This is a genomic window from Flavobacterium fontis (assembly GCF_900129405.1).
Lineage (GTDB): Bacteria > Bacteroidota > Bacteroidia > Flavobacteriales > Flavobacteriaceae > Flavobacterium > Flavobacterium fontis.
This window is the reverse complement of the sequence record NZ_FQVQ01000001.1, coordinates 480,845-505,166: the sequence shown is the minus strand read 5'-3', so window position 1 is coordinate 505,166 and position 24,322 is coordinate 480,845. Positions and strand designations below refer to the sequence as shown.

Here is a 24,322-nt window from a genome sequence, read left to right as displayed (position 1 = left end):
CTTTTTCATAAACCCTAACCGGAATGGTACAAAAATAAGTAAGCTTTTGATACTGTAAATCTTTATAAAGAGAAGTTCTTAACAGAAAGACGAAGCGTTATTAACTGTAGACGAAAAAAAATCGAGTGATTTAAGCAATTTTTCACCTCATAAAACTACCCCGAATCGTTCCTCTCAGTTAAATTACACTTAGGGGGAGCCTACACGCAAAAAAAAATCCAGACTCTCGTCTGGATTTTGTGCGGGTGATAGGACTCGAACCTACACGCCTTGCGGCACCAGATCCTAAGTCTGGCACGTCTACCAATTTCGCCACACCCGCAAAATGGTGAGTGCAAATATAGGCATTATTTTGAATTTCCAAACCGCAACAATCAATTTCGAAAAAAAAGTACTTCTAGTGAAAATTGCGATTTAGAAATGAAAAAGATTGGCTATTGAATTTGTATATTTGAAGGTAGTAATTAAAAATCAAACATGGATACGATTAAACAATACGTTCAAACCCATAAAGATCGTTTTATCAACGAACTCATTGACATCCTTAAAATACCCTCCGTCAGTGCCGATAGCGCTTACGCCCAAGATGTGATTGACATGGCCAATGCCGTCAAAGAAAGTTTGCTTCGCGCCGGCTGTAATGTCGTCGAATTGTGTGAAACGCCCGGCTACCCTATTGTGTTTGGCGAGAAAATCATCGACCCTAATTTGCCCACCGTGTTGGTCTATGGGCATTACGATGTGCAACCGCCCGACCCGATTGAATTGTGGGACTCGCCGCCTTTTGAACCGGTAATCAAAACCACCGAAATTCATCCTGAAGGCGCTATTTTCGCCCGTGGAGCCTGCGATGACAAAGGACAAATGTACATGCATGTCAAAGCGTTTGAGTACATGATACAAACCAATACCTTGCCCTGTAATGTCAAATTCATGATCGAAGGCGAAGAAGAAGTAGGTTCCAAATCCTTGAGCTGGTTTGTAGAACGCAACCAAGACAAATTGGCCAACGACGTGATTTTAATTTCCGATACAGGCATGATTTCCAACCAACAACCCTCAATCACTACGGGTTTGCGCGGTTTGAGTTATGTGGAAGTGGAAGTGACCGGACCCAATCGCGACTTGCATTCGGGCTTGTATGGAGGTGCTGTGGCCAATCCCATCAATGTTTTGGCCAAAATGATTGCCTCGCTGCACGATGAAAACAACCACATTACCATTCCCGGTTTTTACGATAAAGTCGAAGAATTATCTGCGGCCGAGCGTGCCGAAATGGCCAAACGTCCGTACAGCGAAGACGCTTACAAAAAAGCACTCGACATTGCCGAGGTTTATGGCGAAGCGGGCTATGCTACCAACGAACGCAATTCGATTCGTCCTACACTGGATGTCAACGGCATCTGGGGCGGCTATACCGGCGAAGGTGCCAAAACCGTGATTGCTAGTAAAGCCTATGCCAAAATCTCCATGCGTTTGGTGCCCCATCAAGACTGGGAAGAAATCACCGAACTCTTTGCCCAACACTTCGAAAGCATCGCTCCCGCTGGGGTTAAAGTCAAAGTGACGCCCCACCACGGCGGACAAGGTTATGTGACACCGATTGACAGCATTGGGTACCAAGCCGCCAACAAAGCCTATACCGAAACGTTTGGCGTGCCTGCAATTCCCGTGCGTTCTGGGGGAAGTATTCCCATTGTGGCGCTGTTTGAAAAAGAATTAAAGTCCAAAACCATTTTAATGGGCTTCGGACTCGATAGCGATGCCATCCACTCGCCCAACGAACATTATGGCATCTTCAACTACCTCAAAGGCATTGAAACGATACCGTTGTTTTACAAGTATTTTGTGGAATTGAGTCGCTAAAAAAGTAAAGCTGTTTCGAAAGAGGCAGCTTTTTTTTGTGGGCGTGCCCCCGTGATTCAAACCCAACGTACTAAGAAGCCCGTACCACGGGGTCGGGTCGTCCGTGGTGCGCGGCACCCTACTTCCACCCCTCACGCAACAGTGCAGTCCATGAACTATCGATATACAAGTCCAAAACTTTCTTGCGGTACGACAATCGTTCAACCCAGCCCCGGTAGCAGTGGAAATCCTGCACAACGCAGTGGCGCAGATTGCAACGGATAACGGGACCCCGCTTTCATCGGGACAAAAAACAAACGGCTGCCTAAAAAAGAGAAATAAGACACCTGTATTTCAACGATTTAACAGAATTATAGGGTGTTAAAAATACCATGAGACCATTTTTGGCGTTACTTTTGTAATATCATCATCAATCAAAAATCAATCATCATGTTAAAACGTTTCTTCTTGCTTTGTTCGGGGGTGGACAAAGATTTGATTGCGGGCTGTAGCAACGGCGAGCAAAACAAGTATGCCGGCATTGGCGCGACTGTATTTTTCACGGCTTTTATGGCTTTTTTGGCGGGGAGTTATGCGCTCTTCACCGTATTTGATAATTATTATATCGCAACGGCCTTCGGACTCGTATGGGGGTTGCTGATTTTTAATTTGGACCGCTTTATCGTGTCGACGTTAAAAAAGCGCGACTCATTTTTGGACGAATTCATTCAGGCCTCGCCGCGTATTGCGCTGGCGTTGATTATCGCCATCGTGATTTCGAAACCCTTGGAGATCAAAATTTTTGAAAAGGAAATCAATACCGTTATTCTCAAAGAAAAAAACGACATGGCCCTCGCCAACAAAACGCAAGTCGCCAATTTGTATAAATCGGATGTAGACCAAAACCAAGCCGCCATGGACAGCGTAAAACAATCGATCACCACGAAAGAAAAGGAAGTCGCTGCCTTATACCAAGCGTACATCACCGAAGCGGAAGGCACGGCGGGTACCAAGAAAATGGGTAAGGGTCCGATTTACAAAGAAAAACGCGCCGCTTACGACCGCGCTGCCGTAGAGCTGGATTCGTTAAAAAAAGTATCGGCCGCCACTCTTTCCGAGCGCGAAGCACGAGCCAAATCCTTGCAAGCCGATGTAGATAAAAAAGTTAGCGAAACACAGCCGGTTATTGACGGGTTTGACGGACTCATGGCTCGGATCAATGCGTTGGGGAAATTGCCATTCTTACCGTCGTTTTTTATCATGCTGTTGTTTTTGGCCATTGAAACGGCACCCGTGATTGCCAAACTGCTGTCGCCCAAAGGAGAATATGACTTTAAACTCGAAGATCAAGAGATGGCCTTGAAAACCGTGTTGGAGCAAAACCGTTACCAGAGTTCGTTGCAACAACAAACCGATGCCGCGATTTACGATCGGGTGTATGCCGACCTTCGGGAAGACCAGGCGCTGTACGACTACAAGCGGAAAGGTGCGCGGGAGCTGTTGCAACTGCAAGCCGATGGTTTTGTAGCCCAACAGAAAAAAGTCTTGAAATAAAAAAAGTCCCAATCGGGACTTTTTTAGCTAACTAAATGGGGAAGAACTAACCGGGATTTATTTTATAACCCTAAAAAACATCTGCCGCCTACTGCAGAACCCGGTTAGTATCCAAATCTTAAAGGAGCACACTCTAAAACTCCTAGAAGAAATTCAACCCTTATGGTAGAACTTGGAGATAGTGTTGTAACTGTAGCAGTAACGCTTCTTTACTTTGACTAAAATCCAAGGCGAACATGCGTTCATTTTTTACATAATCAATTTTACTGTCCAAAATTTGACTTGCCGCACCTACCACTACTGGAATCTCCAGGGTATTTAAGCGGACAAGGTTAAGGAGGTCGCTAATATCATTGACAATAAAAAAGCAAATGGTATAGCTTTTAAATTGGGCTGCACTGAACTTTTTTTTCGACGTACAGGTAGCAATTGGATAGGTTTTTCCAAAATGTTTTTTTACAAAGGAGGAAAAACCTTTTGTCGTATCATACACAATAATGTGGTGTTTTGCACCCATTATACGGCTTTCAAATACGATTCCTCGGGTTGCAACCGCGCTTTAATTTTTTTGACCAATAGTTTTGCCTCTTCACGAACTTCATGGTGTACTTTGATATGAATGGGTTGATACTGTTGCGTAATCAACTGTATTTTGTACACATAGCGTTTGTTTAAGAACATATTAAACAAAAAAAACATCCCAAAAAACAAGCCGATTCCTATCACAAATACGGGCTTTGCATGCACCATGATGGAACACAACAAAGTCACTGCTCCAATTAAAACAATTAACACGTTGGCGGTGTTGTCTCGGAATTTATGCAATTGTACTTTTCGCAATTGGGCATACGAAAAGGTACGAATGACACCTTGATCGCTGAGGCAAAAAAAGGATTCCGAGAGCACACCTAAGTTATTGTTATATATGACTTTATCCACAGTAGTTTTGGGTTTGGAATTTCATTTTTCAAAACTACTAAGGAAGCATTTGCCAAATTTATTTTTTCGATTTCGATGGGGTATCTTTCGGTGGAAATCGTTTACCTGTCGACGAAATGTTGTTTGCGCCTTAGATAAGATTGATGCGTTCGATAAGATTTATGCGATTATTCTTACTAACAGGGATAATTTCTTTCCCAATTAACACCGTAGAATCCTTAATATCGATGATTTTCGCACAATTAATGATGAACGAACGATGGGTTTTTACAAAAACCTCCGGGGGAAGTTTGGCTTGTAACTTTGACAAGGTGGTATGCACCACATAATTTTGGGTCTCGGTTTTGATGATGACGTAATCGCCATTGGCTTTGATATAATCGATACTGTTGAGATCAATTTTTATGAGGCGTTTATCAATGTTTACATAAATCTCTTGCGCGATTTTGGGTGTTACAGACTTTTGACTGGCGGGTACTGCTTTTTTCTGACGGACCCGTTGCATCGCTTTTTCAAAGCGGCTTTGCGTGATAGGCTTTACTAAGTAATCAACGATACAATCAAAATTGAACGCTTCCAGCGCTAAGTTTTTATCATTGGTGACCAAAATAACCAAGGGCGGATTCTTGATGGTTTGTAGGAAATCAAATCCTGAAAAGTTGGGCATGTGAATATCCAAAAAAATCACATCCAAGCCCGGATTGGTGTTTAAGTACTTCATCACTTCAATCGCATTGGTAAACACACCATCAATCATCAGATCAGGTGTTTTTAAAACCAAATGACTTAACACTTCACGCGCTAACAACTCATCGTCTACAATGATACATTTCATCTTTCTTCAAGGGTATTAATAAAGTCACTAATTTGAGTCATAATATGTTCAAATTCTGGGGCGAGACGACCCTCATTTTTATGCAACTCTTCTTCATATTTATGGGCAATTTGATAGGAATACTCCATCCCCAAAAACCCAATCTTATGTTTGAGTCGATGTACAAATGTAATTATTTTCTTATAATCTTTGTCGGCTACTGCCATTTTATAGTCCTTATAATCGGATTCAAACTCGCTTATCATCACGGCAATTAGACGCTTTTCAAGCAACGAATCGCCATCGGACAAACGATGTACATAGTCTAAATTAGGTTGTTCTACAGCCATTTTTTTGAAGGGTAAAATAGAAAACACTGCCTACACCAGGCTCACTTTCGAGATAAATACTTTCTTGCATATCATCGAGAATCTTTTTTACAATGGTAAGTCCGATTCCTGTTGAACGGTCATTGGGATTTAAGGATTCAAACATTTTGAAAATGCGTTTTACATCTTTTTCGTGTATACCTTTTCCATTGTCGCGAATACTAAAGGTATACTGATGTGGTTCTTCTTGGAAATCAATTTCAACCCAACCTTCGGCTTTATCGTTATACAAAATGGCGTTGGTCATTAAGTTGAGAAAAACTTGCTGCAAACGATAGGCATCGCCCTTTAGTGTAGGAAGTTCTCGCTTCACGCGAATAGTGATATGGGGCGGAACCTCAATAATAGAGATAACCGTTTGAACCAATTGATTTAAATTGATGCGTTCGGTTTTGTATTGGGTATGATCGATGCGAGAATAGGACAAGATGCCTTGAATGAGACGTTCCATTTTCTCTACTTTTTCCTGAATCAATTGAAAATACTGGGCTGTAACGCTATTAAACGCTTGGTCGTTGTCTTCTTTAATAAACGTGATTAGCGAGTGAATGCTTCGCAGGGGCGACTTTAAGTCGTGCGATACGATTTGCGCATACTCGTTCAACTGTCGGTTTTGTTGTTCTAACTTGGCCAACAATTCCTCGCGAAGTCGTTCCAAGTTTCGGGTTTCCGTAATATCAAAATGTAGTCCGATCGACCCAATAACCGCGCCTTTGATATCGTAATTTGGCCCTCCACTAACCAACCAAACGCGATCCTCGCCGTTACTATCGGTTACTTCCAACTCATACGAATCGGCTATCTTACTTTTACGTAGCTCCGATTTTTCAGTGAGTAAACGTCGGGTTTCTTCGTTGAGAAAAACATCAACCCCTTTTTTCCCAATTAAATCTTCGGGAGTATATCCACTCATCGCGCAAAAGCGTTGGTTGGTGAGTAGAATATTGTCTTCATTATCCACCTCCAACAACCCGATATTCATATTTTCAATAATACGTCGGTACTTTTCCTTTTCATAATTTAAATTCTCCTGAAAATTGCGTTCCAAGGTAATGTCTTGATAGGCCCACAAGTGTCCTTTATGTACTTTGTCAATAACAATGGGAATATACGAACGGGCAAAAAAACGTCCGTCCTTTAACTCCAAGGCTTCATGGATAACCGTTTCTTTTTGCGCTAAAATTTCTTCAATTCGTTGCACAAATCCTTCTGAATCTTTAAAATGTGATTTGGATTCTTGAGCAGAATTAGAACAATCAGCGCCAATCAAATATTCAGGATCAACCGGAATATCAAACATGGTGCAAAACTTTTGGTTGACCAATAAAATCCGGCGGTTTTCATCTTCCAATAAAACGCCATCGTGGAGGTTAAGAATCAATGTCCGAAGGCGTTGTTCCGATTCGCGCAACCGATCTTCCATTTCCTTCTTGGGTGTGATATCTTCGATAATGGTATAATATTCAATGAATTTACCCAACTGGTCAAATACGGGTTGCCCCTTGATGCGGGCCCAAAAAGCGCCTCCATCCCGATGTTTATGCTGCACTTCACAATCAAACCATTCGGCCTTTCGAAAGGCGATCATCATTTGTTGCAGTGTATTTTTATCGGTTTGTTCCATCACCCCCAAATCATACATCGTTTTGCCCAGCACCTCTTCCTCTACATACCCTGTCATTTGCAAATACGAAGGGTTCACCCAAAAGATCTCACCGTGTAAATCGGAGAGTACAACCCCGTTTTCATTGGTACTTACCACCAAAGACAATTTTTTAATCTCCTCTTTATCGCGTTGTAATTCTTTTTTCTGACCCGAAATGGCATGTACCATATACTTCAAATCGCTGTTGCTGATTTCTAAACTTCGCAACATATTGAGCATATCGACACTCGAATCGTGGTAGGCAAAATCGGCGATGTCCAACTTCTTTTCGTGCAATTCTTCAATATTAGAAACCCAAGGGGAACCCACAAATAGGTATTCTTCGTGATGCTTTAGGAATTGCCCGCGCAAAAAGGTTCGCGCTTGGGTAATCACATGAATCACCAGTAAAGCGTCGGTTAACTTTTCGAAATCAATGGCTTTTCCTTGAGGAATAATCGGATTTTTGAATTGAAAATAGGTTTCAAATAACGTATGCTCTTGCAATTCAGGCAGCATTTTATGTAGACTGGGACCAAAATGACGCAGCATCCCATGGCGGTCTACCACCATATAAAATGGAAATAAGGTTGAGAACGTATCCCGATCAAAATGAAACATAGCCGCACTCATATAAATTGGATACGGTAATGAAAGGAATCTCCCGAACGGTCTAACAAATGCAATGTGAAGCTTTGGTCAGGCACCGCAAAAAGCGTGGCAAAACCTCGTAAAACACCCTCTGAAAAACGAGGTTCTTTTAAGCGATACGGCGTGTGAAAAAAATCGATGGCCTCTTCAGAAACTTTGACCGAATGAAATTGAGTGAGGGTGAGCTTCTCATAAATCAACGACAACCGATTGATAAAAAGGGGAAAATCCAGAATAAATTGACGGTACGCAGGAACTCCTTTTTCTAATTTCCCTAAATACAATCGAGGTACCGAATGCAAGGCCCACCAGTATCCGATATGGTAATACAAATCGGCCGTAGACTTTCCGGAGAAGTGCACCAGTGCTTTTAGAATGTTTTCTAGAATAGGATCGGGATAAAACTCGGAGTTGATAAAAAAATCATCCTCCAATCCTGCCGATTCACAGACTTGTTGCCAAACCGAATACCCTTCATTTTGGATCGTGTACTCTTTAATTGCGTTGATAAAAATACCGTACATACTGCCTTTTATACTAAATGACTATTGTTCCAATACGCTAAAATGGATTGAATTAGCGCCACATAATCGTCGTAGCGCAAGGGTTTCAAAAAATACCCAGCGATACCCTCTCGGTAACAATCCATCAAATCAATTCGATTATCGGAAGTGGTTAAAACCACACAGGGAATATGACACCATGCGGGTTCTTTTTTGACACTTCGTAAAAACTCGATCCCATTAAAATTGGGCATATTCAAATCTAAAAGAATCAATTCGGGCAAATGGTCCTTGGCTTGTTGTAGAGCTTCTAAAGCTATCGCTCCATCATGGGCAATGGAGAGGGTGAAAGAAGTCGCTAACTTTTGAATAACGCGTTCAAATTTCATAATTTCAATAGCGTCATCTTCCAACAACAACAAATGGGTCAGGGCTTTCATTTTAGTGGAAATTTTACCCAAATATCTGTTTTAAAAACGAAACGGACTTGCATTCGAAAAAAAAGTCGTTTAAACGAAAATAGCTGTAGACGAAAGTGGTAAAAACAAAAAATGCACATCGATGAAAAGGATGTGCATTTCGACCAATGACTTTGGATTTTATAAATACTTTAAAATTTCAGCTTTCAACCGATCGTATTCGCCTTGTAGGATAAGACCGTTGTCGAGGAGTTTCTTGTAGTTTTGAAGTTTTTCAAACAAGGCATCTTGGGAAAGCTCGGCAAGACTTTGCTCGGCCGCAGCTTCGGGAAACTGCTTTTCATCGCGATACCCGGATTGGGCTACGGGAATGATTTCGGCAAAATCCTGTACTTCTTCCACCTCGGGTTCTTCGATGGTTTCGGGTGTTGTTTCGGCTTTAGGCGTTTCGACCACAGGGGCTGCCGTTGGCACAACTCCCGGATTTTTTAAGGCATCCAATTGTTCTTTGGCAAACGTGTAGAGTTTTCGCGCTTGATTTTTTGGCAAATAATCTACAGTATGCGTCAAATCTGATTGCGTGGTAAAGGTAAAATCAGCACCGAGTATCCCTTCTTTGACGAAAGTCCCTGCAATATCATTCCAATCGTAATCGACAAACTCCATGGACAAGCCCAAGTTTTTGGGTTTGCATAAAATGATGCGTTTGTTGGTCACCACAATGCTGTCGGGAAATACTGTAATCGCAGGTTTCTTTTGCACCGCAATGTAGCCCACTTCCTCATGCGACATTAATAGGTTTTCTAGTTTAGCCGAGATTTTTTCAATCGCTTTGGGATCTTGATCTTCGTTGAGAAGTTTTTTGAGATTATCTAACATGGTCTTAGTTACTTTTTTAAACGAATCGATGGGCTACAAAAGTAATGCCTAAATTGAATTGTAAAACAACGAAAGTATTTTTTCTTTTATACGCGTGAACTACTCCATCGCATGAAGCGCCTCCCGTTCCTTTTTGGGAATCTTCGAGACGGACAATTTCCCCAACTATCAATCTAATGGGCAACTCAGAAAAGTTGGCACGTAACGTATTTCTCAAAAGTAAAAAACTACACTTAAAAAATGTAGTTTTTGCTTTTTATTAATGCTGGCACGGATTGTAAATCCGCGCTATCGGGGTTTAGTTATTGTTAAATTGATTAATGATTATGATGTTAATTATCTTTATAAGATACATCAATTATACTTAAAGTTGCTGTATCATGCATCAATTTTAATTTATAATTATGCCTTTTATCTTTATATGACACATCATCAATTTTAACAAATGTGTTTTTATCAATTACTTCAATTAATGGTTTTACTCCATCATCTTCAAAATTATCACTATATACATGTGAAATGTAAAATTTCTCTTTTGATGACAATATAACTTCTAATAAAACTTCTTTTTCATTAATAATTAAACATTCACAATATCCATTATTCTTGTTAACACTACAAGACATTAATATAAGATATAACAAGTAAAAATATAAATATTTCATTTTCTATTTTTTAAGGTTGATTAGTTGAATTGTCTGTTTTATGTTTTAATGGTGTTATCGTTGTTGTTGTTATACCTGGAAGTCCACTTTTTGTTGGGTTTCCATTCTCTACCCAATTCATTAATAAATCGTCTAATTCAGTAGCACTATACCAAGATTTCGCATTTGTTTCGTCATCACTACCAAACATAGACCCATGTTGGTCAAACATATTAAATGAAGGATTTTTGGGGTCTGTATTATTTACCACTACCATAACACTATGATAACCATCCATTATAGACATACCAAAAAACTGATATCCACTATCTGTATCTGATAAATTATCTTTTATAGTTTCTGATAGAGTTTTATTTAGATATCCATAAGGATTTGTTGCACCCACTGTTTTTTTTCCACTCGCGTCTTTAAAATCGATAGTAATCTGTTTTTCAGCATAATTTGTTTTAATATGCTCTTTCATTTGATCATCCATATTAGCTTTTGCCTTAATCTTATTATCATTCATTAAAGTTCTAATACTTCTATTGACAGCAGTAACACAATCATGTTTATCTGAATCAGTATAACCATAACGAGGTTTACCATTAATAATTCTTTGAGGAGTATTCATGTTTTTAATTATATAATTTAAATAACTATCAAATTGTGTTTGACTAAAAACAAATTTAGGATCAATAGGACTTCTTCCATCTGGATCAAGAAGAACAACAGGGTTATTCAAACAATAATTATATGGCGACCACTCTGGAAACTTCTCCGCCAGCGGGTCAACACTCAACCAAATACTCACTTTTGGGTCATAGTACCGAGCGCCGTAATAGTACAGCCCTGTTTCTTCATCGAGTTCTTTCCCGCTAAACTTATAGGGGCTGTTGTAGTAGTGTTGTCCGCGTTGCTCGGCCATGGTGTATCTCACTTTGCTCTTATTTTCTGTGGTGTTCGATTAATCTTCGATTTCTCCAAAAGGTAAATTTAAGAAAAATTGGTAGGCAAAACCGTCGGCATCAGTCTTAATGTTGGCACGGGTTGTAAATCCGCGCTATCGGGTTGTTAAATACGCTATTGGGTGCGGGGGAGACACGAATGCTACCACTCGAAGGGATTGACTTCGTCGAATTTAATTTCGCGCGGGAGCGGGGGATAACTTATTGGCTTCTGCCAATACTAAACTGGCTTACGCTAAATAACAAAGCCCTATTGCTCGGGCTTTGTTGGCTTATAAAATTTAAATTATTCTTATTTATTCAATATTCCACATCTTGTATATGGTAATATCTTCAACAAGTTTGTTTAGAAAATCAGATTTATATTTTTGAGCTTTGCAACATTTTATATCTGTAGTTATCTGATTATGATTTTTTTCAGGTTTATTTTTATCAAATTCAAATCCAATAATATCACCATCTAATACCAAACCACATTTATCAATATCTGAATTCAAATCTTTAATTGTTGGTATCTGAAATGATTTTATTCCTGTGTTTTTATATATCTCTTTACTTATTAATTTGCCTTTCGCAAGTCTGTATATTTCAATCGAATCACTTCTATAAGTCCAAACTGTTGAAAATGTTGAGTATGTAGAATAAAGATAGAACACATTATCGTTATTTTTTAGCAGATTAGTAATATATTTATTTGTGTTTTTTTGATTTTTCGATATTGCTTGTTTCATTGTTGAGCAAGATGTAAACATTGTTACAAAACCAATTATCACTATTTTAAATGTATATCTCATTTGTATCAAAGTTTATTATTTCCCTCCCATTTTTTTGAAGTCAGAATATTTTACTGTCATTAAGATTTTATTATTTCCTTTACTATCAACCGTAAAAAAGGTTACTGTCCCTGTTCTAACACCAATTACAAAAGAATTACCTTTAAAACCAATTGACTGTACTGACTTTTGACCATTAAAGTCTGCTGGATCAGTGGGGTTAGATGACCCTAACGATACGCCGTTTATTGTAACATTTGGATGGACATGCCACCAAAACTCCATATTTGATGCGTCTTTAGGTTTTTGTGTCTTCCCATTAATTTTAAACATTATTAGTTGAGCTCTTGCACCCTCATTACCTTCTTGATCTTTGTAGGGTTGTGCTGCTGGTCCCTCATCCCATCTTGTAGCATTAGCATCGCCTATAAAAGAATGACCTCCATTCTCTTTTCCTGACTTTTCAGTATCATTTACTGAATTTACAACATCATCCATTACTCCACCTGTTGGAATGTTCATTACATTTTTTCCTTCGATTAATGCTCCAGTATAATTTTGACCTTCTTTTGTAGCAGCTTTGACATCCTTTTTAACATCACCTCTTACAAGATATGATTTCCCATCTGTTTTTCCATCATCACCAATCAGCTTAACATTTCCCCAAAAATTCTTTCCATATATTGGATCTCTTCCATCAGGGTCTATAAAAATTAATGGATTATTGAAAACAAAATTATAAGGCGACCAACTTGGGTAACGTTCTGCGTGCGGATCAACACTCAACCAAATACTCACTTTTGGGTTATAGTACCTCGCGCCGTAATAGTACAGCCCTGTTTCTTCATCGAGTTCTTTCCCGTTAAACTTATAGGGGCTATTGTAGTAATGTTGTCCGCGTTGCTCGGCCATGGTGTATCTCACTTTGCTCTTATTTTCTGTGGTGTTCGATTAATCTTCGATTTCTCCAAAAGGTAAATTTAAGAAAAATTGGTAGGCAAAACCGTCGGCATCTGCCTTAATGCTGGCACGGGTTGTAAATCCGCGCTATCGGATTAATTATTTAGTTTTACATATAGTAAATTGCTATATCTGCCTTGATACAAATCATTCGGATAACTAAAAGTAATTATAGTACCATTTAACAAACCTTCTATTTTACGGTTTGAAAAATTAAACTCTATAACAATCTCATCATCATTTTTAGAGTTTTTAGCATTCCAAGTACCTCTAGAATTTTCTTTTTTATCATAATTCTTTAACTCAAATGTTTTATCAGAATTTAATATTAACAATCGATATTCTTCAACTTTAACTAACGTATCTCTTATAACAACTTTATCTATTTCATACTTTCCTATTATCTGATTTTCATCAATTTTAGAAGAACAACTTGTTATAATTGCCATAACTGACAACGAAATTATTTTATATAAACTTTTCATATATTTATTCATTATCTCGAACCTCTGTTAATATATATCTAGCAGGTTTATTTTCTTTATTTCCTAATTCAACATTTTGATTTCCATTTAAAGGAATGTTGTTATCAGCATCAGCAAAATAATAATTCCCTTTACTATCAGTCAGTAACCTAAATTTATTGTTTTTCAAATCTGTTCCTACGCTTTCGCCTTTGCCATTGCTGTAATTATCATAATAAGAAAAGTAAACACCTTGGTCATCTCTACCCATACCTACTATAGTAACATAGTGATTAGTAGATTTATTGGCGTAATCTTTCTCTTGTACTGTTTTTTTTGAATCATACATCACACCTGCCATTACTGATTTACCTTCATTCAAGTTTTCAATAATTGTATCTATACCTTTTTGAAGATTATACCTTGACTGGTCTGCGGTTCTTGAATCAACATACATATCAATTCTATCTTTCGCTCCTACCGCTGTATAATTTCCACTTCCTTGCTCCACTTGTAATCTACTATATTCTGCACATTCTCCTCTTCTATAAAAAGTTTCTTTATATGGGTATGATATACCTCCCCAAACACCTATTTTCCATCTACTATCTTTATTGCTTTTGTTCTATAATCTATCCAATTATTTCCGGCCATTACATTTGGAATATTAGTAACTCCTGAAAGCTTAGGCGGTTTGGGAGCCTTCCCATCTGGGTCAATAAACCTGATTGGATTCTGCAAACAATAATTATAAGGACTCACGTTTGGAAACTTCTCCGCCAACGGGTCAACACTCAACCAAATACTCACTTTTGGGTCAAAGTACCGAGCGCCATAATAGTACAGCCCTGTTTCTTCATCGAGTTCTTTCCCGTTAAACTTATAGGGGCTGTTATAGTAGTGTTGTCCGCGTTGCTCGGCCATGGTGTATCTCACTTTGCTCTTATTTTCAGTGGTGTTCGATTAATCTTCGATTTCTCCAAAAGGTAAATTTAAGAAAAATTGGTAGGCAAAACCGTCGGCATCAGTAATGGCTGAGCTAGTCCCCAAATGGTCGGGGCAACTTGGAAACGGACAATTTCCCCCACTATCAATCTATTGGGCGACTAGGGAAAGTTGGCACGTAACCTAATTCTAAAAATAAAAAAACTACACTTAAAAAATGTAGTTTTTGCTTTTTATTAATGTTGGCACGGATAGTAAATCCGCGCTATCGGGGTCAATTATTGTTGCTTACATTTTGTATCATCTAAAAAAATAATACTTTACAACTCCCATAATAAACAATAAAGGAAAAAAGAAAAAGGAAATAGCATAATACCAACCAATTAATTTTCCATTATAATGTTTGTATTTTACTATAATCTCTTTGTATTTGTCTTTATAAAAAATCAAAAAATAATTTAATATCAAAAATGGAAACAAATGAAACGTAAAATATGTCAAAATACCATCAATCTTTTGAAAACCTGTAATGTTAAGATTGGTTAAAATTGTATATTCTTTAGATGAATTTAATTCAAAATAAATAAATTTTAGCATAAGTAAATTTAATCCCATTGCAAATGAAATAAAGATAAGTGTGTAAAACTTCCACAAATCTTTACTCTTTTCAACAGTCAAAATTTTGTTTATAGCATCCGAAAATAAAATATAATAGAACTTCATAATCTTACTTTTTTTCTTCAGTTACTGCTTCGTATATTAAGCATCCTGCTCCATAAGCCAGACATCCAATACCAATACTCCAACCGACAGGATTACTTATTATACCTAAAGTTATTAAAGCAGTTGCTCCTAAGCCTACAGCTCCAACAGTTGCATCAAGTCCATCTCTATGTTCCATCACTTCGTTCATACCACCGGATTGATACTGTTTTATTGCTTCATTTGTACTATACGCTGTGCCTACAGCTCCTAAAAGAACTCCGGCTCCTTTAGAATATTTTAAATATTTAGCAACCCCAACTCCTGAAGTTGCTGATACAATATCATCAGTAACGTTATAAATTTTTGTATTACTACTTTGAGCAACTGCTCCTTCTATTAATAAATCTTTTACTCCAGAACCCGTACTTACAGCTGAAGCTGTTTTATTTGCATCGTCAGAAATAATTTTTTTATTAAAACTAATATTATTCCCTTTACTTTCATCAATTCCTATCCAAGATTGTTTTTTAGCATCATAACGCCAAGTACCATCTTTATCACTCCAATTTCACAGGAGAACTATTTTTTTTAACTACATCATTAACAAAATCATTAAACTCTTTAGTCCCTTTTAAAGGTGGTTTGGCGACCGCTCTCCCATCAGGATCTATAGCATTTATTGGATTTTGTAAACAGTAATTATATGGAGAAGCGTTTGGATATCTAGCAAATTCTGGATCAACGGATAACCATATCGAAGTACGAGGATCAAAGTACCTTGCCCCATAATAATACAATCCTGTTTCTTCATCGAGTTCTTTCCCGTTAAACTTGTATAGGCTGTTGTAATAATGTTGTCCGCGTTGCTCGGCCATGGTGTATCTCACTTTGCTCTTATTTTCTGTGGTGTTCGATTAATCTTCGATTTCTCCAAAAGGTAAATTTAAGAAAAATTGGTAGGCAAAACCGTCGGCATCAGTCTTAATGCTGGCACGGATTGTAAATCCGCTATTGGATTTTAGGTTCATTTGTTCCGAAAAGTCGGGTCCCGATAGCTATCGGGATGCGGAGCATTGTGCATCAAATGAATACTTTGCGGAGCTGGGTTCGTCGAATTTCATTTCGCGCGGGAGCGGGGGCATTATTATTTTAAAAAAGAAATACTCCATCTGCTATTTTATGTTTTTTCTCATTGATATGCTCTTTTAATTTTAAGCCGTCTTCTGAATAGTCAAAAATTATTGAATGTTCCGTTGAAATTATAGGAATACCATACCTTAACTCAATAATATTTCCACAGTTTTGAAAATGATCATATGGTTGAGATGTTTTGTTTTTATTCAAACATGGCTTAACATATATAGTTTGAATGTTATATTTTTGGATAAACTTTTTTATTATAGTATCATTGTTAGGATAATTATTAATACTATATTCTTTAAAATCATTCATAATATTTATTCTTTGCAAATAATCTTTAAATGCAACTATTTCTGATTTATTCTTATTGTCTTTTATTTTTTTTACAAAATTTTGACTTTTACAAGAACTTAATAAAATTAACAACAACAACAACAACAAACTAATTGACTTATTCATCTTATTATTCTTTATATGTTGATTGTATGGCTTGCCTAACTTCACATGCTGATGTTGAACATCCACTAGATGGATTATTTGGTAAATTTTCGGCAGCTCTTACATGAGTATGAATTGGAGTATATGTTGTACCTTGCTTTTTAGCACTAGATGAGGCTTTTAATTCTCCAGATACCATTTTTATAAACTTATTAGCGTTTCCGAAAACACCATCACGACTCGTGCTACCTGTCCCTTCAATTGTATCTCCTGGTGCTGAAACATACTGTAAATTACCAATTTTCCCATTATAGGCAAACGATTGTAGTGTTTGCCCTAATTCAGAATTTGGATCAACCATACTACCTGCCATATAAACATTATCTAAATGAAAATCTTCGGGAAGTCCAAAATCTGTAGGATTACTTAACATTGCAACCATGGGTTGTGCAGTTGATACTGTTCCTTGGCTAGTTGCCATTACATCAAAATTATCTCCAGCTTCTCTTACTCTTGAATAATTATCTGCAACATGGTTTATAATATTCATTGCTCTGTAATCATTTCTTATATTACCTCTTACACTTGAACCCCACCACGATACATAAAGACCATCATGAAATCTATTACCTAAACTACTTTGACCACCTCTTGAACCATTAACTGTTGCACCACCTAATCCTCCTCTATTTCTATCAAAATCATCGACCATACTTCCATAAGCCGAAACGCATGGAGAATTATTATATCCTGATTGTGTACTATAACCTAAACCTGGAACAAAAATAAAATATCTCCCATCAATCTCTTTATTTACAATAGGGTTTTGTGCACAAAAAGCGTACGGAGATATACCTATATACTTCTCAGCCAACGGATCCACACTCAACCAAATACTCACTTTTGGGTCATAGTATCGAGCGCCGTAATAGTATAGCCCTGTTTCTTCATCGAGTTCTTTCCCGTTAAACTTATAGGGGCTGTTGTAGTAGTGTTGTCCGCGTTGCTCGGCCATGGTGTATCTCACTTTGCTCTTATTTTCTGTGGTGTTCGATTAATCTTCGATTTCTCCAAAAGGTAAATTTAAGAAAAATTGGTAGGCAAAACCGTCGGCATCTGCCTTAATGCTGGCACGGATTGTAAATCCGCTATTGGATTTTTAGGTTCATTTGTTCCGCAAAGTCGGGTCCCGATAGCTATCGGGATGCAGAGCATTGTGCGTCAAATGAACACTTTGCGGAGCTGGGTTCGTCGAATTTCATTTCGCGCGGGAGCGGGGGTAAATAAAAACAAGCCCTGCCTCTCTGCAAGGCTTGTAACTATTTTTTCCAAGGGGGATTTATATTATAATCATATAGTTCTTTTATTTCAGTCCAAAAAAAATAAAAGCTATTTAAATCCGTTTTATCTTTTTTTGTTAAAAAAGGTTTAATAATTTCTAAATAATCTTCGGTAAAATCTTTACTCTTTAAAATTTTAAAAATTTTACCATCAAAAATTCCTAAGTATTTATATCCGTGACTAACGGTTAAACCAATTTCATAATAACTTACAGTACCTACATTTAATTTAATTTTCCTAGAATACATTAATTGTTTAATTTCTACACACGTTCGAGAAGAATCAATTTCATTAAATTTTTTTAAAGAATCACAAATAATATTACTGTATTTATCCAATTCAATATCTAGTAATTGAGCTTTCATTTGAGAGCTAAAAACAATAGATAAAAAAAACAGTGTAAAAAATTTCATCATTTCTAATTTTTAGGCGTTTCTTCCTTTATTTCTTGTTTCTCAATAAGTTGTTTCAAAACTTTATCTTCAACTTCTTTAGGTTCTTTTTCCGTATCATATTTTGTACCTAATTTTTAATTATGCATAAATTGCATAATATTTGTTTCGTCGGCTGCATGTATAGCTTCGTGTGACGCATCGGCTGCAATCATACCATCAATGTTGCAAATTCGCCATTGAAGTTCTTTAATGATAAAAAACTGTCCATAAAGGTTGATCTTTATAAAACGTATCTAAATACATGTTGGTTTTTTCTTTAACAATTTTGTATTCTTTCTTAATTAATTTGGAGTGCAATAGCAATATTTGTTCATATGAAACACTCTCTAATTTGATTTTTTCTATATCATCAATTTTGATAACATACTCTCTCAATTTTTTATTTTTTTTATCATCGATAAAAATTGAAACGTCAAAAGCTTGGTTTATATGACATAATGGCGTTAAATTTTCATCAAGAAAATAAAAACTTATATACCTATTCTTCTTATTATTATATTCAAAACCTGAGTATCCATTTGAACTTATTGCCATCCAAATTTTCATTTTTTTGTCAAAAATTATTCTTGTGTTATTTTCATATGCATAAAAATCAAAGTTTTTATCTGAAAAATAAACATAGACGTTCTTCTTTCTTTTTTCATCAATATTTTTTGTGCCGTATTGGTTACAAATAAAATTGTTTTTTGTGTAATAATTCAATTTTTCAAAAACCAGTTCCCTTTTAAAACACTCAACACATGGAATTGATTCCTCAACTTTTGAAAATTTATTTTCTTTTACACAAGAAAAAAAAGAAATGAGTACTATGCCAAAGTAAATTTTTAATTTCATAATTATTTTTTCATTGATTTCCAATAAGACACATCTATCCCCAAATCACTATCTATATTTATATTTAAAAAAATTTGAACTCCAGTAAAGCCCACTCTTACTATGCCTAACCTTTATAAAACCACCTAAGTGTCATTTACGATATTAACATCAAATTTAAAAAAACCCGACAGGGCGGATTTACTTCGTCTGTTCGGTTAAAGCTTCGGGGGCAATCCTTGCTAATACTCTTAAATTGGCATGTAACGTATTTCTCAAAAGTAAAAAAACTTCACTTAAAAATGTAGTTTTTGCTTTTTTATTAATGCTGGCACGCATTGAAAATCAGCGCTATCGGGATTTCGCGTGGGAGCAGGGGAAAGAGTAAATTTTGTAATTATAAAGCTAAAAAACCAGACAAAATGCAAGGTTTTTTAAGCTTATTATCTGTCATTTTATGAAAATAATTTAAGAAAATAAATCTAATATCATTTTCACTATATTAGATTTACTAGATTTATTTAATGATTTATCTCTTTCTTTAATTAATTCATCTTTGTCTAACTTTCTTAGTCTTAAAAATGTTTTTCTAATTAAATAAATTACTAGTAAAAGTGTAACTGTAAAAAGAAAGACAATAATATAAAACTCTTTTTCTGTTCTAAAAATATCATTCATTCACTTGTAATTTTTTAGATTTTATGGTTCCATTTACAGGTAAGAATAGACAATCTTTAACAATTTTCCCTCCTTTTATTATTTTGTCCATAAGTGTAGTAGGCCCTGCTATAGCGCGAAATGAAATTCGACGAAGTCAATCCTTCCGCGTGGTTTTACAATTTAAAATACTGAAAACACAAACTTCATTTCACAAACCTTTTTCTCCAGAATAATCTGAAGCACTACTGTATTTATAATCTTCAGCTCTAAATACAATTCCTTCATCTACTGGTTCTCCAAAAAGTAAATTTAAGAAAAATTGGTAGGCAAAACCGTCGATTCACAACTCTCGAAGCGCCTCGCGTTCCTTTTTGGGCAATTTTGATACAACCAATTCATAGGAGTGGTGGATAAAATGAATGATTTTCTTGTCGGGGATTTCGCGATTGACATATACGGTATTCCAGTGCTTTTTATTGGAGTGGTAGCCCGGTTGCACACTTTCAAATTCGGCCCGCAACTCCTCCGCATAATCGGGATCGCATTTTACATTAACCGCTGGATTTCCTTTTTCCCATTCTTGCAAGGAAGCCAAACAAAACATTTTCCCCATCACTTTAAAGACCAATGTATCCTCATCAAATGGAAAATGTTCGGTCACTCCTTTTTTAGAGAGACAATAGTCGTATAGTTGCTGTATATCCATAACTTTAATTTTTATACCAAAACACCTATCCCTACCCTTTTGAGGCTAAAAGTATGGCTAAGGCTGTAAAGCATACAAAACAGGTTTACTGGGCGAGGCATCATTTTCAAAGGAAGCGATTTGTAAATTCAGTAGATAGCTCCCGTCGGGCACCGTATCGGGAACAAAAATCAATTCCGTAATCGTACAATCCAAACGGGCATCGGCATTGAGCTGCTGAATATCATTGACATTCCAAAAGGCTTTATGCGCCGCCAAGGCACCTCCGTCTTCTTCCCGATCGACACTGGGCAAATCAATCAAGAGGTGTTTTACCCCAATTTCACGCAAATAATGTGCGGCTTCCGCTGCCAAATACGGCGGATTGGTATGGGAATAGTTTTGGTGCTTTTTTGATGCCAAATTGGGTAAAGTGCGAATCACCACAGCTTCAGGCGTATTTCCTGCCAAGGCTTTTTCCAGTTGATTTTGGGTTATGATGCTGTCACCTGCATGCTTTTCTGGCGCTATCGAAATCAATTCGGCACGAAAAAAAAAGGTCTGCAAACATTGATTTATACTGTAAAAATCACGGGTAATGTGTCCCAAACATTCCGTATGCGTTCCATGTCCATGCGGGTTGAAATGGATGTTGTTGAAGTTGGTTGAACTCCCAGCTGCCACTTTTCCAACCCAATCGCCAAAACGAACGGGTTCGATCACAGGTTGTTCCAAATACCATGCAATCGGATTGGCATCGGTATTAGTCAACGGAATCGAAATGTCAATGGGTTGCGAAGTGTCGAAGGTATGGGTGTCAAATTGTAGAATCATAAGCTGAGAATTAACCGCAAAGTACGCTAAGGTATAAATTTACAAATTCAATAAAAACAAATCACTCGCAATCCCATCACTTAGAAACTTTCCTTTACGAGTTGTGCGAACGATATCACCGTCTATGAAGAGCAAATGATCTTCCAAGTGCGCTTCGGCTTGTTGTAAAAAATACGTCTTGAATCGGGGTCCGAATTCCGTTTCCAACCGATGTAAATCAACGCCCCAAATGGTGCGCAATCCTGTCATCACATATTCGTTATAACGATCGGTTAGGGATAAAGTTTCCAATTCGATAGGCAGTTCATGGGCTTCGAGGGCTTGGATGTATTTGGTGTTATTGGAAATATTCCATCCGCGTTGGGTACCGTTAAAACTATGTGCGGCAGGCCCAATGCCTATATACGGTTTGCCCAACCAATAGGCCGAATTATTTTTGGAAAAAAAACCTTCTTTTCCAAAATTGGACAACTCATAATGCACAAAACCCGCAGCTTCGAGTTGGTCCATCAACAACAAAAATTGTTCTTGGGCTTGACCATCATCCGGATTGGGAATAATCCCTTTTTGCACAAACGAATGCAAGGCCGTTTTGGGTTCGACCGTCAACGCATAACTCGAAATGTGCGGTACTCCCAAGTCCAAAGCCGTTTGGATATTGGCCAACCATTTTTCATGCGTAAGTCCCGGAATCCCGTAAATCAAGTCCAAGGTAATGTTATCAAATAGTGTGGTCGCCAATTGTAAACAAGCCAAGGCCTCTTGGGCATTGTGCGCGCGATTCATCAACTGCAAATCCTCTTCAAAAAACGACTGTACTCCAATGGACAAACGATTCACCGGAGTTTGTGCCAAAGCATGTAAATAGTCCGGGGTCAAATCATCGGGATTGGCTTCTAGGGTGATTTCGGGTTGGTCAACCACCTCGAAATGCTGGTAAATGGTCTCGATAAGAAAAAGAAGTTCAGGAATCGTCAATAGACTTGGCGTTCCCCCTCCAAAATAGATGGTTTCAATGACGGTTTGATCTCCCATCCAATGGTTCCGCAACACCATTTCACGCGCCATCATGGCCACCAGCGCTTCTTTTTTTTTCAAAGATGTCGAAAAATGGAAATCACAATAATGACAGGCTTGTTTGCAAAAAGGAATATGGAGGTAGATGCCACTCATGGTGAAAGTTTCAGGTTTCAGGTTTCAGGTTTTTATTCTTGAACCAAAAATAAACTAAAAAAGTCGGTTACTTGAACCGACTTCTATATTTCACCTGATACATTACCAACTATAGTACGCTTTATAATGTCCGTTTGTAATTTGTATCGACTGACTTGGATTTGCCGGATTCACTGCTGTTAAACTATAATTTACATCAATGATATAACCTACAAGCGCAGGCGTTTTTGATACGACTGTCATTGATCCTGTGCAATTGTATAAGTCGTATTCTAAAGTTGTAGTGTTAAACTTCGAGAAACGCACAAAATTTGTGGTACTTGAAGGGGTAAAATTATAGACTCCGGGGCCATTATTTGTAGAATTAAAACCCATACTAATTAAAACATCATCATCGGATAGATTTTGCATTATAAAATCATTTGCGCTAAATCCATTGTTTTGATACCCTTTAGTACTATACCAGTCTTGCCCTGCTATTTTTGCATAACATTCCAAGTTAGGCACCGCAGGCGTCACTTCTGTGTATACCACATCAAAATTTCCACTTACCGTTACAAAGGGCGAAGTTAAATCGTTTTCATCTTCATAAAGGCGACCCGAAAAATTTCCTTTAACAATTTTATTTGACTCGTCTATGGATGTCAGGTTGAACGTAAAATAATTTGATGTGAAGTTAATATAGGTGGTATGGCTCTCTGTCCCCATCAAACTGTAAGCGGAAACTTTATTTAAATCGCCAAACTTATTAAAATTTATCTCCAACCCGTATCCATCGCTGGTTATAGCAGTAATAACAAGGGTGTTTTCAGATTTTTGAGCTTGAAAATTAGTTACTGTTTTGGCGACTGAGTTAGAAGTAAAAGTAACTACGTTTTGACTTTGTCCTGAACCGTTGGAGTTCTCTGAATTTGAACAAGAAAACAATACAAAAGTTAATAAAAAGGTTGCAAAAATGTTTAATTTTCTCATGGTTTATAAAGAATTAAAAAGTTACATAGATGAAAGTACAAATATGCATTATTTTTTTAGCATTCAAAATCAACAAATTAAATTTCTAAAATACTAAAAAATTTATGGCGTAAACTTTACTTTACACGATCTTGATTCTGTTTCACAAAGGCATCCCAACCCGAATAACTTTTCCCCGCTACCACTTTGCCGGTGTTGAAAAAATGACACACGGCGGCGGCTAAACCATCGGTGGAATCGAGATTTTTGGGTAATTCTTTTAATCCCAATAATTGTTGCAACATTTTAGCAACTTGCTCTTTGCTGGCATTTCCGTTACCGGTGATTGCCATTTTGATTTTCTTGGGTTCGTATTCGGTAATCGGAATTTGACGAGACAACCCTGCGGCCATAGCAACTCCTTGGGCTCGACCTAATTTCAGCATCGATTGGACGTTTTTACCAAAAAAAGGGGCTTCAATCGCAATTTCATCGGGATGGTAGGTATCGATTAACTCAAGGGTGCGCTCGAAAATTTTTTTCAACTTCACATAATGATCATCGTATTTACTCAACATCAATTCATTGAGTTGTATAAATTCCATTTTTTTATGGACCACACGAATGAGTCCAAACCCCATAATCGTGGTTCCTGGGTCTATGCCTAGTATAATTCGTTCGTTTGCCAAGGTCAATTCATTCGTTGGTTTCGCCAAAAAAGCGTTTTCTTTGTAC

At 37.3% G+C, this 24,322-nt stretch carries 30 protein-coding genes and 1 tRNA gene; 2 read left to right on the top strand and 29 right to left on the bottom strand.

The features are described 5' to 3' along the window. Nucleotides 1-240: 240 nt before the first annotated feature. Nucleotides 241-322 (bottom strand) — tRNA-Leu (locus BUC17_RS02290). A 155-nt stretch (nucleotides 323-477) separates the two neighbouring features. On the opposite strand from BUC17_RS02290, the gene BUC17_RS02285 reads away from it, so the two are divergent. Further along, nucleotides 478-1,866 (top strand): dipeptidase, encoded by a 1,389-nt coding sequence (locus tag BUC17_RS02285; RefSeq protein ID WP_073361150.1) that lies wholly within the window; start codon nucleotides 478-480, stop codon nucleotides 1,864-1,866. A gap of 429 nt (nucleotides 1,867-2,295) precedes the next feature. Then, nucleotides 2,296-3,399: a DUF4407 domain-containing protein gene (locus tag BUC17_RS02280; protein WP_073361148.1), complete on the top strand. Its 1,104-nt coding sequence runs from the start codon at nucleotides 2,296-2,298 to the stop codon at nucleotides 3,397-3,399. Between the two features lie 160 nt (nucleotides 3,400-3,559). Here the strand turns inward: BUC17_RS02280 and BUC17_RS02275 are convergent, their stop codons facing one another. The 28 genes from BUC17_RS02275 to ruvC form a co-directional block, all read right to left on the bottom strand. After that, nucleotides 3,560-3,916: a hypothetical protein gene (locus tag BUC17_RS02275; RefSeq protein WP_073361146.1), complete on the bottom strand. Its 357-nt coding sequence runs from the start codon at nucleotides 3,914-3,916 to the stop codon at nucleotides 3,560-3,562. Further along, nucleotides 3,916-4,338 carry a hypothetical protein gene (locus tag BUC17_RS02270; RefSeq protein ID WP_073361144.1) on the bottom strand — a complete coding sequence of 141 codons (423 nt, stop codon included), beginning with the start codon at nucleotides 4,336-4,338 and terminating at the stop codon, nucleotides 3,916-3,918. Before BUC17_RS02270 ends, BUC17_RS02275 begins: the two co-directional genes overlap by 1 nt. 130 nt (nucleotides 4,339-4,468) lie before the next feature. After that, a complete protein-coding gene (locus BUC17_RS02265) occupies nucleotides 4,469-5,173 on the bottom strand; it encodes a LytR/AlgR family response regulator transcription factor (protein ID WP_073361142.1) in 705 nt (234 codons plus the stop codon). Further along, nucleotides 5,170-5,502 (bottom strand): hypothetical protein, encoded by a 333-nt coding sequence (locus BUC17_RS02260; protein ID WP_073361140.1) that lies wholly within the window; start codon nucleotides 5,500-5,502, stop codon nucleotides 5,170-5,172. Before BUC17_RS02260 ends, BUC17_RS02265 begins: the two co-directional genes overlap by 4 nt. Continuing rightward, entirely contained in the window at nucleotides 5,483-7,819 is a 2,337-nt protein-coding gene (locus tag BUC17_RS02255) for a PAS domain S-box protein (RefSeq protein WP_073361138.1), read from the bottom strand. The genes BUC17_RS02260 and BUC17_RS02255 overlap by 20 nt, the downstream gene beginning before the upstream one ends. After that, the gene (locus BUC17_RS02250) at nucleotides 7,816-8,361 is read right to left on the bottom strand and encodes a heme NO-binding domain-containing protein (protein ID WP_073361136.1); all 546 of its coding nucleotides are present in this window, start codon (nucleotides 8,359-8,361) and stop codon (nucleotides 7,816-7,818) included. The genes BUC17_RS02255 and BUC17_RS02250 overlap by 4 nt, the downstream gene beginning before the upstream one ends. An 8-nt stretch (nucleotides 8,362-8,369) precedes the next feature. Continuing rightward, nucleotides 8,370-8,780, bottom strand: a complete 411-nt coding sequence (locus BUC17_RS02245) for a response regulator (protein ID WP_073361134.1) — start codon at nucleotides 8,778-8,780, stop codon at nucleotides 8,370-8,372. A gap of 159 nt (nucleotides 8,781-8,939) precedes the next feature. After that, nucleotides 8,940-9,638 (bottom strand): PH domain-containing protein, encoded by a 699-nt coding sequence (locus BUC17_RS02240; protein ID WP_073361132.1) that lies wholly within the window; start codon nucleotides 9,636-9,638, stop codon nucleotides 8,940-8,942. Nucleotides 9,639-9,970: 332 nt separating this feature from the next. After that, nucleotides 9,971-10,303 (bottom strand): exonuclease V subunit gamma, encoded by a 333-nt coding sequence (locus tag BUC17_RS02230; protein ID WP_143161686.1) that lies wholly within the window; start codon nucleotides 10,301-10,303, stop codon nucleotides 9,971-9,973. Nucleotides 10,304-10,313: 10 nt separating this feature from the next. Then, complete coding sequence (locus tag BUC17_RS02225; protein WP_073361124.1) at nucleotides 10,314-11,210, bottom strand: RHS repeat-associated core domain-containing protein; 897 nt, start codon at nucleotides 11,208-11,210, stop codon at nucleotides 10,314-10,316. A 336-nt stretch (nucleotides 11,211-11,546) separates the two neighbouring features. Continuing rightward, nucleotides 11,547-12,044: a hypothetical protein gene (locus BUC17_RS02220; RefSeq protein WP_143161685.1), complete on the bottom strand. Its 498-nt coding sequence runs from the start codon at nucleotides 12,042-12,044 to the stop codon at nucleotides 11,547-11,549. Between the two features lie 15 nt (nucleotides 12,045-12,059). Continuing rightward, nucleotides 12,060-12,935: an RHS repeat-associated core domain-containing protein gene (locus BUC17_RS13870; RefSeq protein WP_083544706.1), complete on the bottom strand. Its 876-nt coding sequence runs from the start codon at nucleotides 12,933-12,935 to the stop codon at nucleotides 12,060-12,062. 143 nt (nucleotides 12,936-13,078) lie between these two features. Further along, nucleotides 13,079-13,468, bottom strand: a complete 390-nt coding sequence (locus BUC17_RS02210) for a glycoside hydrolase family 43 C-terminal domain-containing protein (protein WP_143161684.1) — start codon at nucleotides 13,466-13,468, stop codon at nucleotides 13,079-13,081. Nucleotides 13,469-13,472: 4 nt separating this feature from the next. Further along, nucleotides 13,473-13,958, bottom strand: coding sequence for a hypothetical protein (locus BUC17_RS02205; RefSeq protein ID WP_073361117.1), 486 nt, complete (start codon nucleotides 13,956-13,958; stop codon nucleotides 13,473-13,475). Between the two features lie 80 nt (nucleotides 13,959-14,038). Next, nucleotides 14,039-14,383, bottom strand: coding sequence for an RHS repeat domain-containing protein (locus tag BUC17_RS02200; protein WP_234977670.1), 345 nt, complete (start codon nucleotides 14,381-14,383; stop codon nucleotides 14,039-14,041). Nucleotides 14,384-14,692: 309 nt separating this feature from the next. Then, nucleotides 14,693-15,115: a hypothetical protein gene (locus BUC17_RS02195; RefSeq protein ID WP_143161683.1), complete on the bottom strand. Its 423-nt coding sequence runs from the start codon at nucleotides 15,113-15,115 to the stop codon at nucleotides 14,693-14,695. 4 nt (nucleotides 15,116-15,119) lie between these two features. Continuing rightward, entirely contained in the window at nucleotides 15,120-15,305 is a 186-nt protein-coding gene (locus BUC17_RS13955; RefSeq protein ID WP_143161682.1) for a hypothetical protein, read from the bottom strand. Between the two features lie 349 nt (nucleotides 15,306-15,654). After that, the gene (locus BUC17_RS02190) at nucleotides 15,655-15,972 is read right to left on the bottom strand and encodes an RHS repeat-associated core domain-containing protein (protein WP_073361113.1); all 318 of its coding nucleotides are present in this window, start codon (nucleotides 15,970-15,972) and stop codon (nucleotides 15,655-15,657) included. A 274-nt stretch (nucleotides 15,973-16,246) separates the two neighbouring features. Continuing rightward, complete coding sequence (locus tag BUC17_RS02185) at nucleotides 16,247-16,696, bottom strand: hypothetical protein (protein ID WP_143161681.1); 450 nt, start codon at nucleotides 16,694-16,696, stop codon at nucleotides 16,247-16,249. 4 nt (nucleotides 16,697-16,700) lie between these two features. Then, nucleotides 16,701-17,690, bottom strand: coding sequence for an RHS repeat-associated core domain-containing protein (locus BUC17_RS02180; protein WP_073361108.1), 990 nt, complete (start codon nucleotides 17,688-17,690; stop codon nucleotides 16,701-16,703). A gap of 304 nt (nucleotides 17,691-17,994) precedes the next feature. Then, complete coding sequence (locus BUC17_RS02175; RefSeq protein WP_143161680.1) at nucleotides 17,995-18,432, bottom strand: hypothetical protein; 438 nt, start codon at nucleotides 18,430-18,432, stop codon at nucleotides 17,995-17,997. A 225-nt stretch (nucleotides 18,433-18,657) separates the two neighbouring features. Next, nucleotides 18,658-19,305, bottom strand: a complete 648-nt coding sequence (locus BUC17_RS02170) for a hypothetical protein (protein ID WP_143161679.1) — start codon at nucleotides 19,303-19,305, stop codon at nucleotides 18,658-18,660. A gap of 447 nt (nucleotides 19,306-19,752) precedes the next feature. Continuing rightward, on the bottom strand, nucleotides 19,753-19,962 hold the full coding sequence (locus BUC17_RS13950) for a hypothetical protein (RefSeq protein WP_143161678.1): 210 nt from the start codon (nucleotides 19,960-19,962) through the stop codon (nucleotides 19,753-19,755). A gap of 322 nt (nucleotides 19,963-20,284) precedes the next feature. Further along, nucleotides 20,285-20,650, bottom strand: coding sequence for an MmcQ/YjbR family DNA-binding protein (locus tag BUC17_RS02165; RefSeq protein WP_073361099.1), 366 nt, complete (start codon nucleotides 20,648-20,650; stop codon nucleotides 20,285-20,287). 57 nt (nucleotides 20,651-20,707) lie between these two features. Further along, nucleotides 20,708-21,463, bottom strand: a complete 756-nt coding sequence (locus tag BUC17_RS02160) for a cyclase family protein (protein ID WP_073361096.1) — start codon at nucleotides 21,461-21,463, stop codon at nucleotides 20,708-20,710. Between the two features lie 39 nt (nucleotides 21,464-21,502). Then, nucleotides 21,503-22,636 carry a radical SAM family heme chaperone HemW gene (gene hemW, locus BUC17_RS02155; RefSeq protein ID WP_073361093.1) on the bottom strand — a complete coding sequence of 378 codons (1,134 nt, stop codon included), beginning with the start codon at nucleotides 22,634-22,636 and terminating at the stop codon, nucleotides 21,503-21,505. A gap of 102 nt (nucleotides 22,637-22,738) precedes the next feature. Next, entirely contained in the window at nucleotides 22,739-23,608 is an 870-nt protein-coding gene (locus tag BUC17_RS02150; RefSeq protein WP_073361090.1) for a hypothetical protein, read from the bottom strand. A gap of 116 nt (nucleotides 23,609-23,724) precedes the next feature. Next, nucleotides 23,725-24,276: a crossover junction endodeoxyribonuclease RuvC gene (ruvC, locus tag BUC17_RS02145; RefSeq protein WP_073361206.1), complete on the bottom strand. Its 552-nt coding sequence runs from the start codon at nucleotides 24,274-24,276 to the stop codon at nucleotides 23,725-23,727. Between the last annotated feature and the right edge of the window lie 46 nt (nucleotides 24,277-24,322).

What these genes read in the sequence shown, in the direction of transcription:
- BUC17_RS02160 (WP_073361096.1), bottom strand. Translation starts at nt 21,463, where the DNA reads ATGATTCTACAATTTGACACCCATACCTTCGACACTTCGCAACCCATT.
- BUC17_RS02185 (WP_143161681.1), bottom strand. Translation starts at nt 16,696, where the DNA reads ATGAATAAGTCAATTAGTTTGTTGTTGTTGTTGTTGTTAATTTTATTA.
- BUC17_RS02225 (WP_073361124.1), bottom strand. Translation starts at nt 11,210, where the DNA reads ATGGCCGAGCAACGCGGACAACACTACTACAACAGCCCCTATAAGTTT.
- BUC17_RS02245 (WP_073361134.1), bottom strand. Translation starts at nt 8,780, where the DNA reads ATGAAAGCCCTGACCCATTTGTTGTTGTTGGAAGATGACGCTATTGAA.
- BUC17_RS02150 (WP_073361090.1), bottom strand. Translation starts at nt 23,608, where the DNA reads ATGAGAAAATTAAACATTTTTGCAACCTTTTTATTAACTTTTGTATTG.
- BUC17_RS02255 (WP_073361138.1), bottom strand. Translation starts at nt 7,819, where the DNA reads ATGAGTGCGGCTATGTTTCATTTTGATCGGGATACGTTCTCAACCTTA.
- BUC17_RS02190 (WP_073361113.1), bottom strand. Translation starts at nt 15,972, where the DNA reads ATGGCCGAGCAACGCGGACAACATTATTACAACAGCCTATACAAGTTT.
- BUC17_RS02240 (WP_073361132.1), bottom strand. Translation starts at nt 9,638, where the DNA reads ATGTTAGATAATCTCAAAAAACTTCTCAACGAAGATCAAGATCCCAAA.
- BUC17_RS02175 (WP_143161680.1), bottom strand. Translation starts at nt 18,432, where the DNA reads ATGATGAAATTTTTTACACTGTTTTTTTTATCTATTGTTTTTAGCTCT.
- BUC17_RS02275 (WP_073361146.1), bottom strand. Translation starts at nt 3,916, where the DNA reads ATGGGTGCAAAACACCACATTATTGTGTATGATACGACAAAAGGTTTT.
- BUC17_RS02195 (WP_143161683.1), bottom strand. Translation starts at nt 15,115, where the DNA reads ATGAAGTTCTATTATATTTTATTTTCGGATGCTATAAACAAAATTTTG.
- BUC17_RS02170 (WP_143161679.1), bottom strand. Translation starts at nt 19,305, where the DNA reads ATGAAATTAAAAATTTACTTTGGCATAGTACTCATTTCTTTTTTTTCT.
- BUC17_RS13950 (WP_143161678.1), bottom strand. Translation starts at nt 19,962, where the DNA reads ATGAATGATATTTTTAGAACAGAAAAAGAGTTTTATATTATTGTCTTT.
- BUC17_RS02230 (WP_143161686.1), bottom strand. Translation starts at nt 10,303, where the DNA reads ATGAAATATTTATATTTTTACTTGTTATATCTTATATTAATGTCTTGT.
- BUC17_RS13870 (WP_083544706.1), bottom strand. Translation starts at nt 12,935, where the DNA reads ATGGCCGAGCAACGCGGACAACATTACTACAATAGCCCCTATAAGTTT.
- BUC17_RS02180 (WP_073361108.1), bottom strand. Translation starts at nt 17,690, where the DNA reads ATGGCCGAGCAACGCGGACAACACTACTACAACAGCCCCTATAAGTTT.
- BUC17_RS02210 (WP_143161684.1), bottom strand. Translation starts at nt 13,468, where the DNA reads ATGAAAAGTTTATATAAAATAATTTCGTTGTCAGTTATGGCAATTATA.
- BUC17_RS02265 (WP_073361142.1), bottom strand. Translation starts at nt 5,173, where the DNA reads ATGAAATGTATCATTGTAGACGATGAGTTGTTAGCGCGTGAAGTGTTA.
- BUC17_RS13955 (WP_143161682.1), bottom strand. Translation starts at nt 15,305, where the DNA reads ATGAACGAAGTGATGGAACATAGAGATGGACTTGATGCAACTGTTGGA.
- hemW (WP_073361093.1), bottom strand. Translation starts at nt 22,636, where the DNA reads ATGAGTGGCATCTACCTCCATATTCCTTTTTGCAAACAAGCCTGTCAT.
- BUC17_RS02280 (WP_073361148.1), top strand. Translation starts at nt 2,296, where the DNA reads ATGTTAAAACGTTTCTTCTTGCTTTGTTCGGGGGTGGACAAAGATTTG.
- BUC17_RS02220 (WP_143161685.1), bottom strand. Translation starts at nt 12,044, where the DNA reads ATGAGATATACATTTAAAATAGTGATAATTGGTTTTGTAACAATGTTT.
- BUC17_RS02250 (WP_073361136.1), bottom strand. Translation starts at nt 8,361, where the DNA reads ATGTACGGTATTTTTATCAACGCAATTAAAGAGTACACGATCCAAAAT.
- BUC17_RS02285 (WP_073361150.1), top strand. Translation starts at nt 478, where the DNA reads ATGGATACGATTAAACAATACGTTCAAACCCATAAAGATCGTTTTATC.
- BUC17_RS02260 (WP_073361140.1), bottom strand. Translation starts at nt 5,502, where the DNA reads ATGGCTGTAGAACAACCTAATTTAGACTATGTACATCGTTTGTCCGAT.
- BUC17_RS02165 (WP_073361099.1), bottom strand. Translation starts at nt 20,650, where the DNA reads ATGGATATACAGCAACTATACGACTATTGTCTCTCTAAAAAAGGAGTG.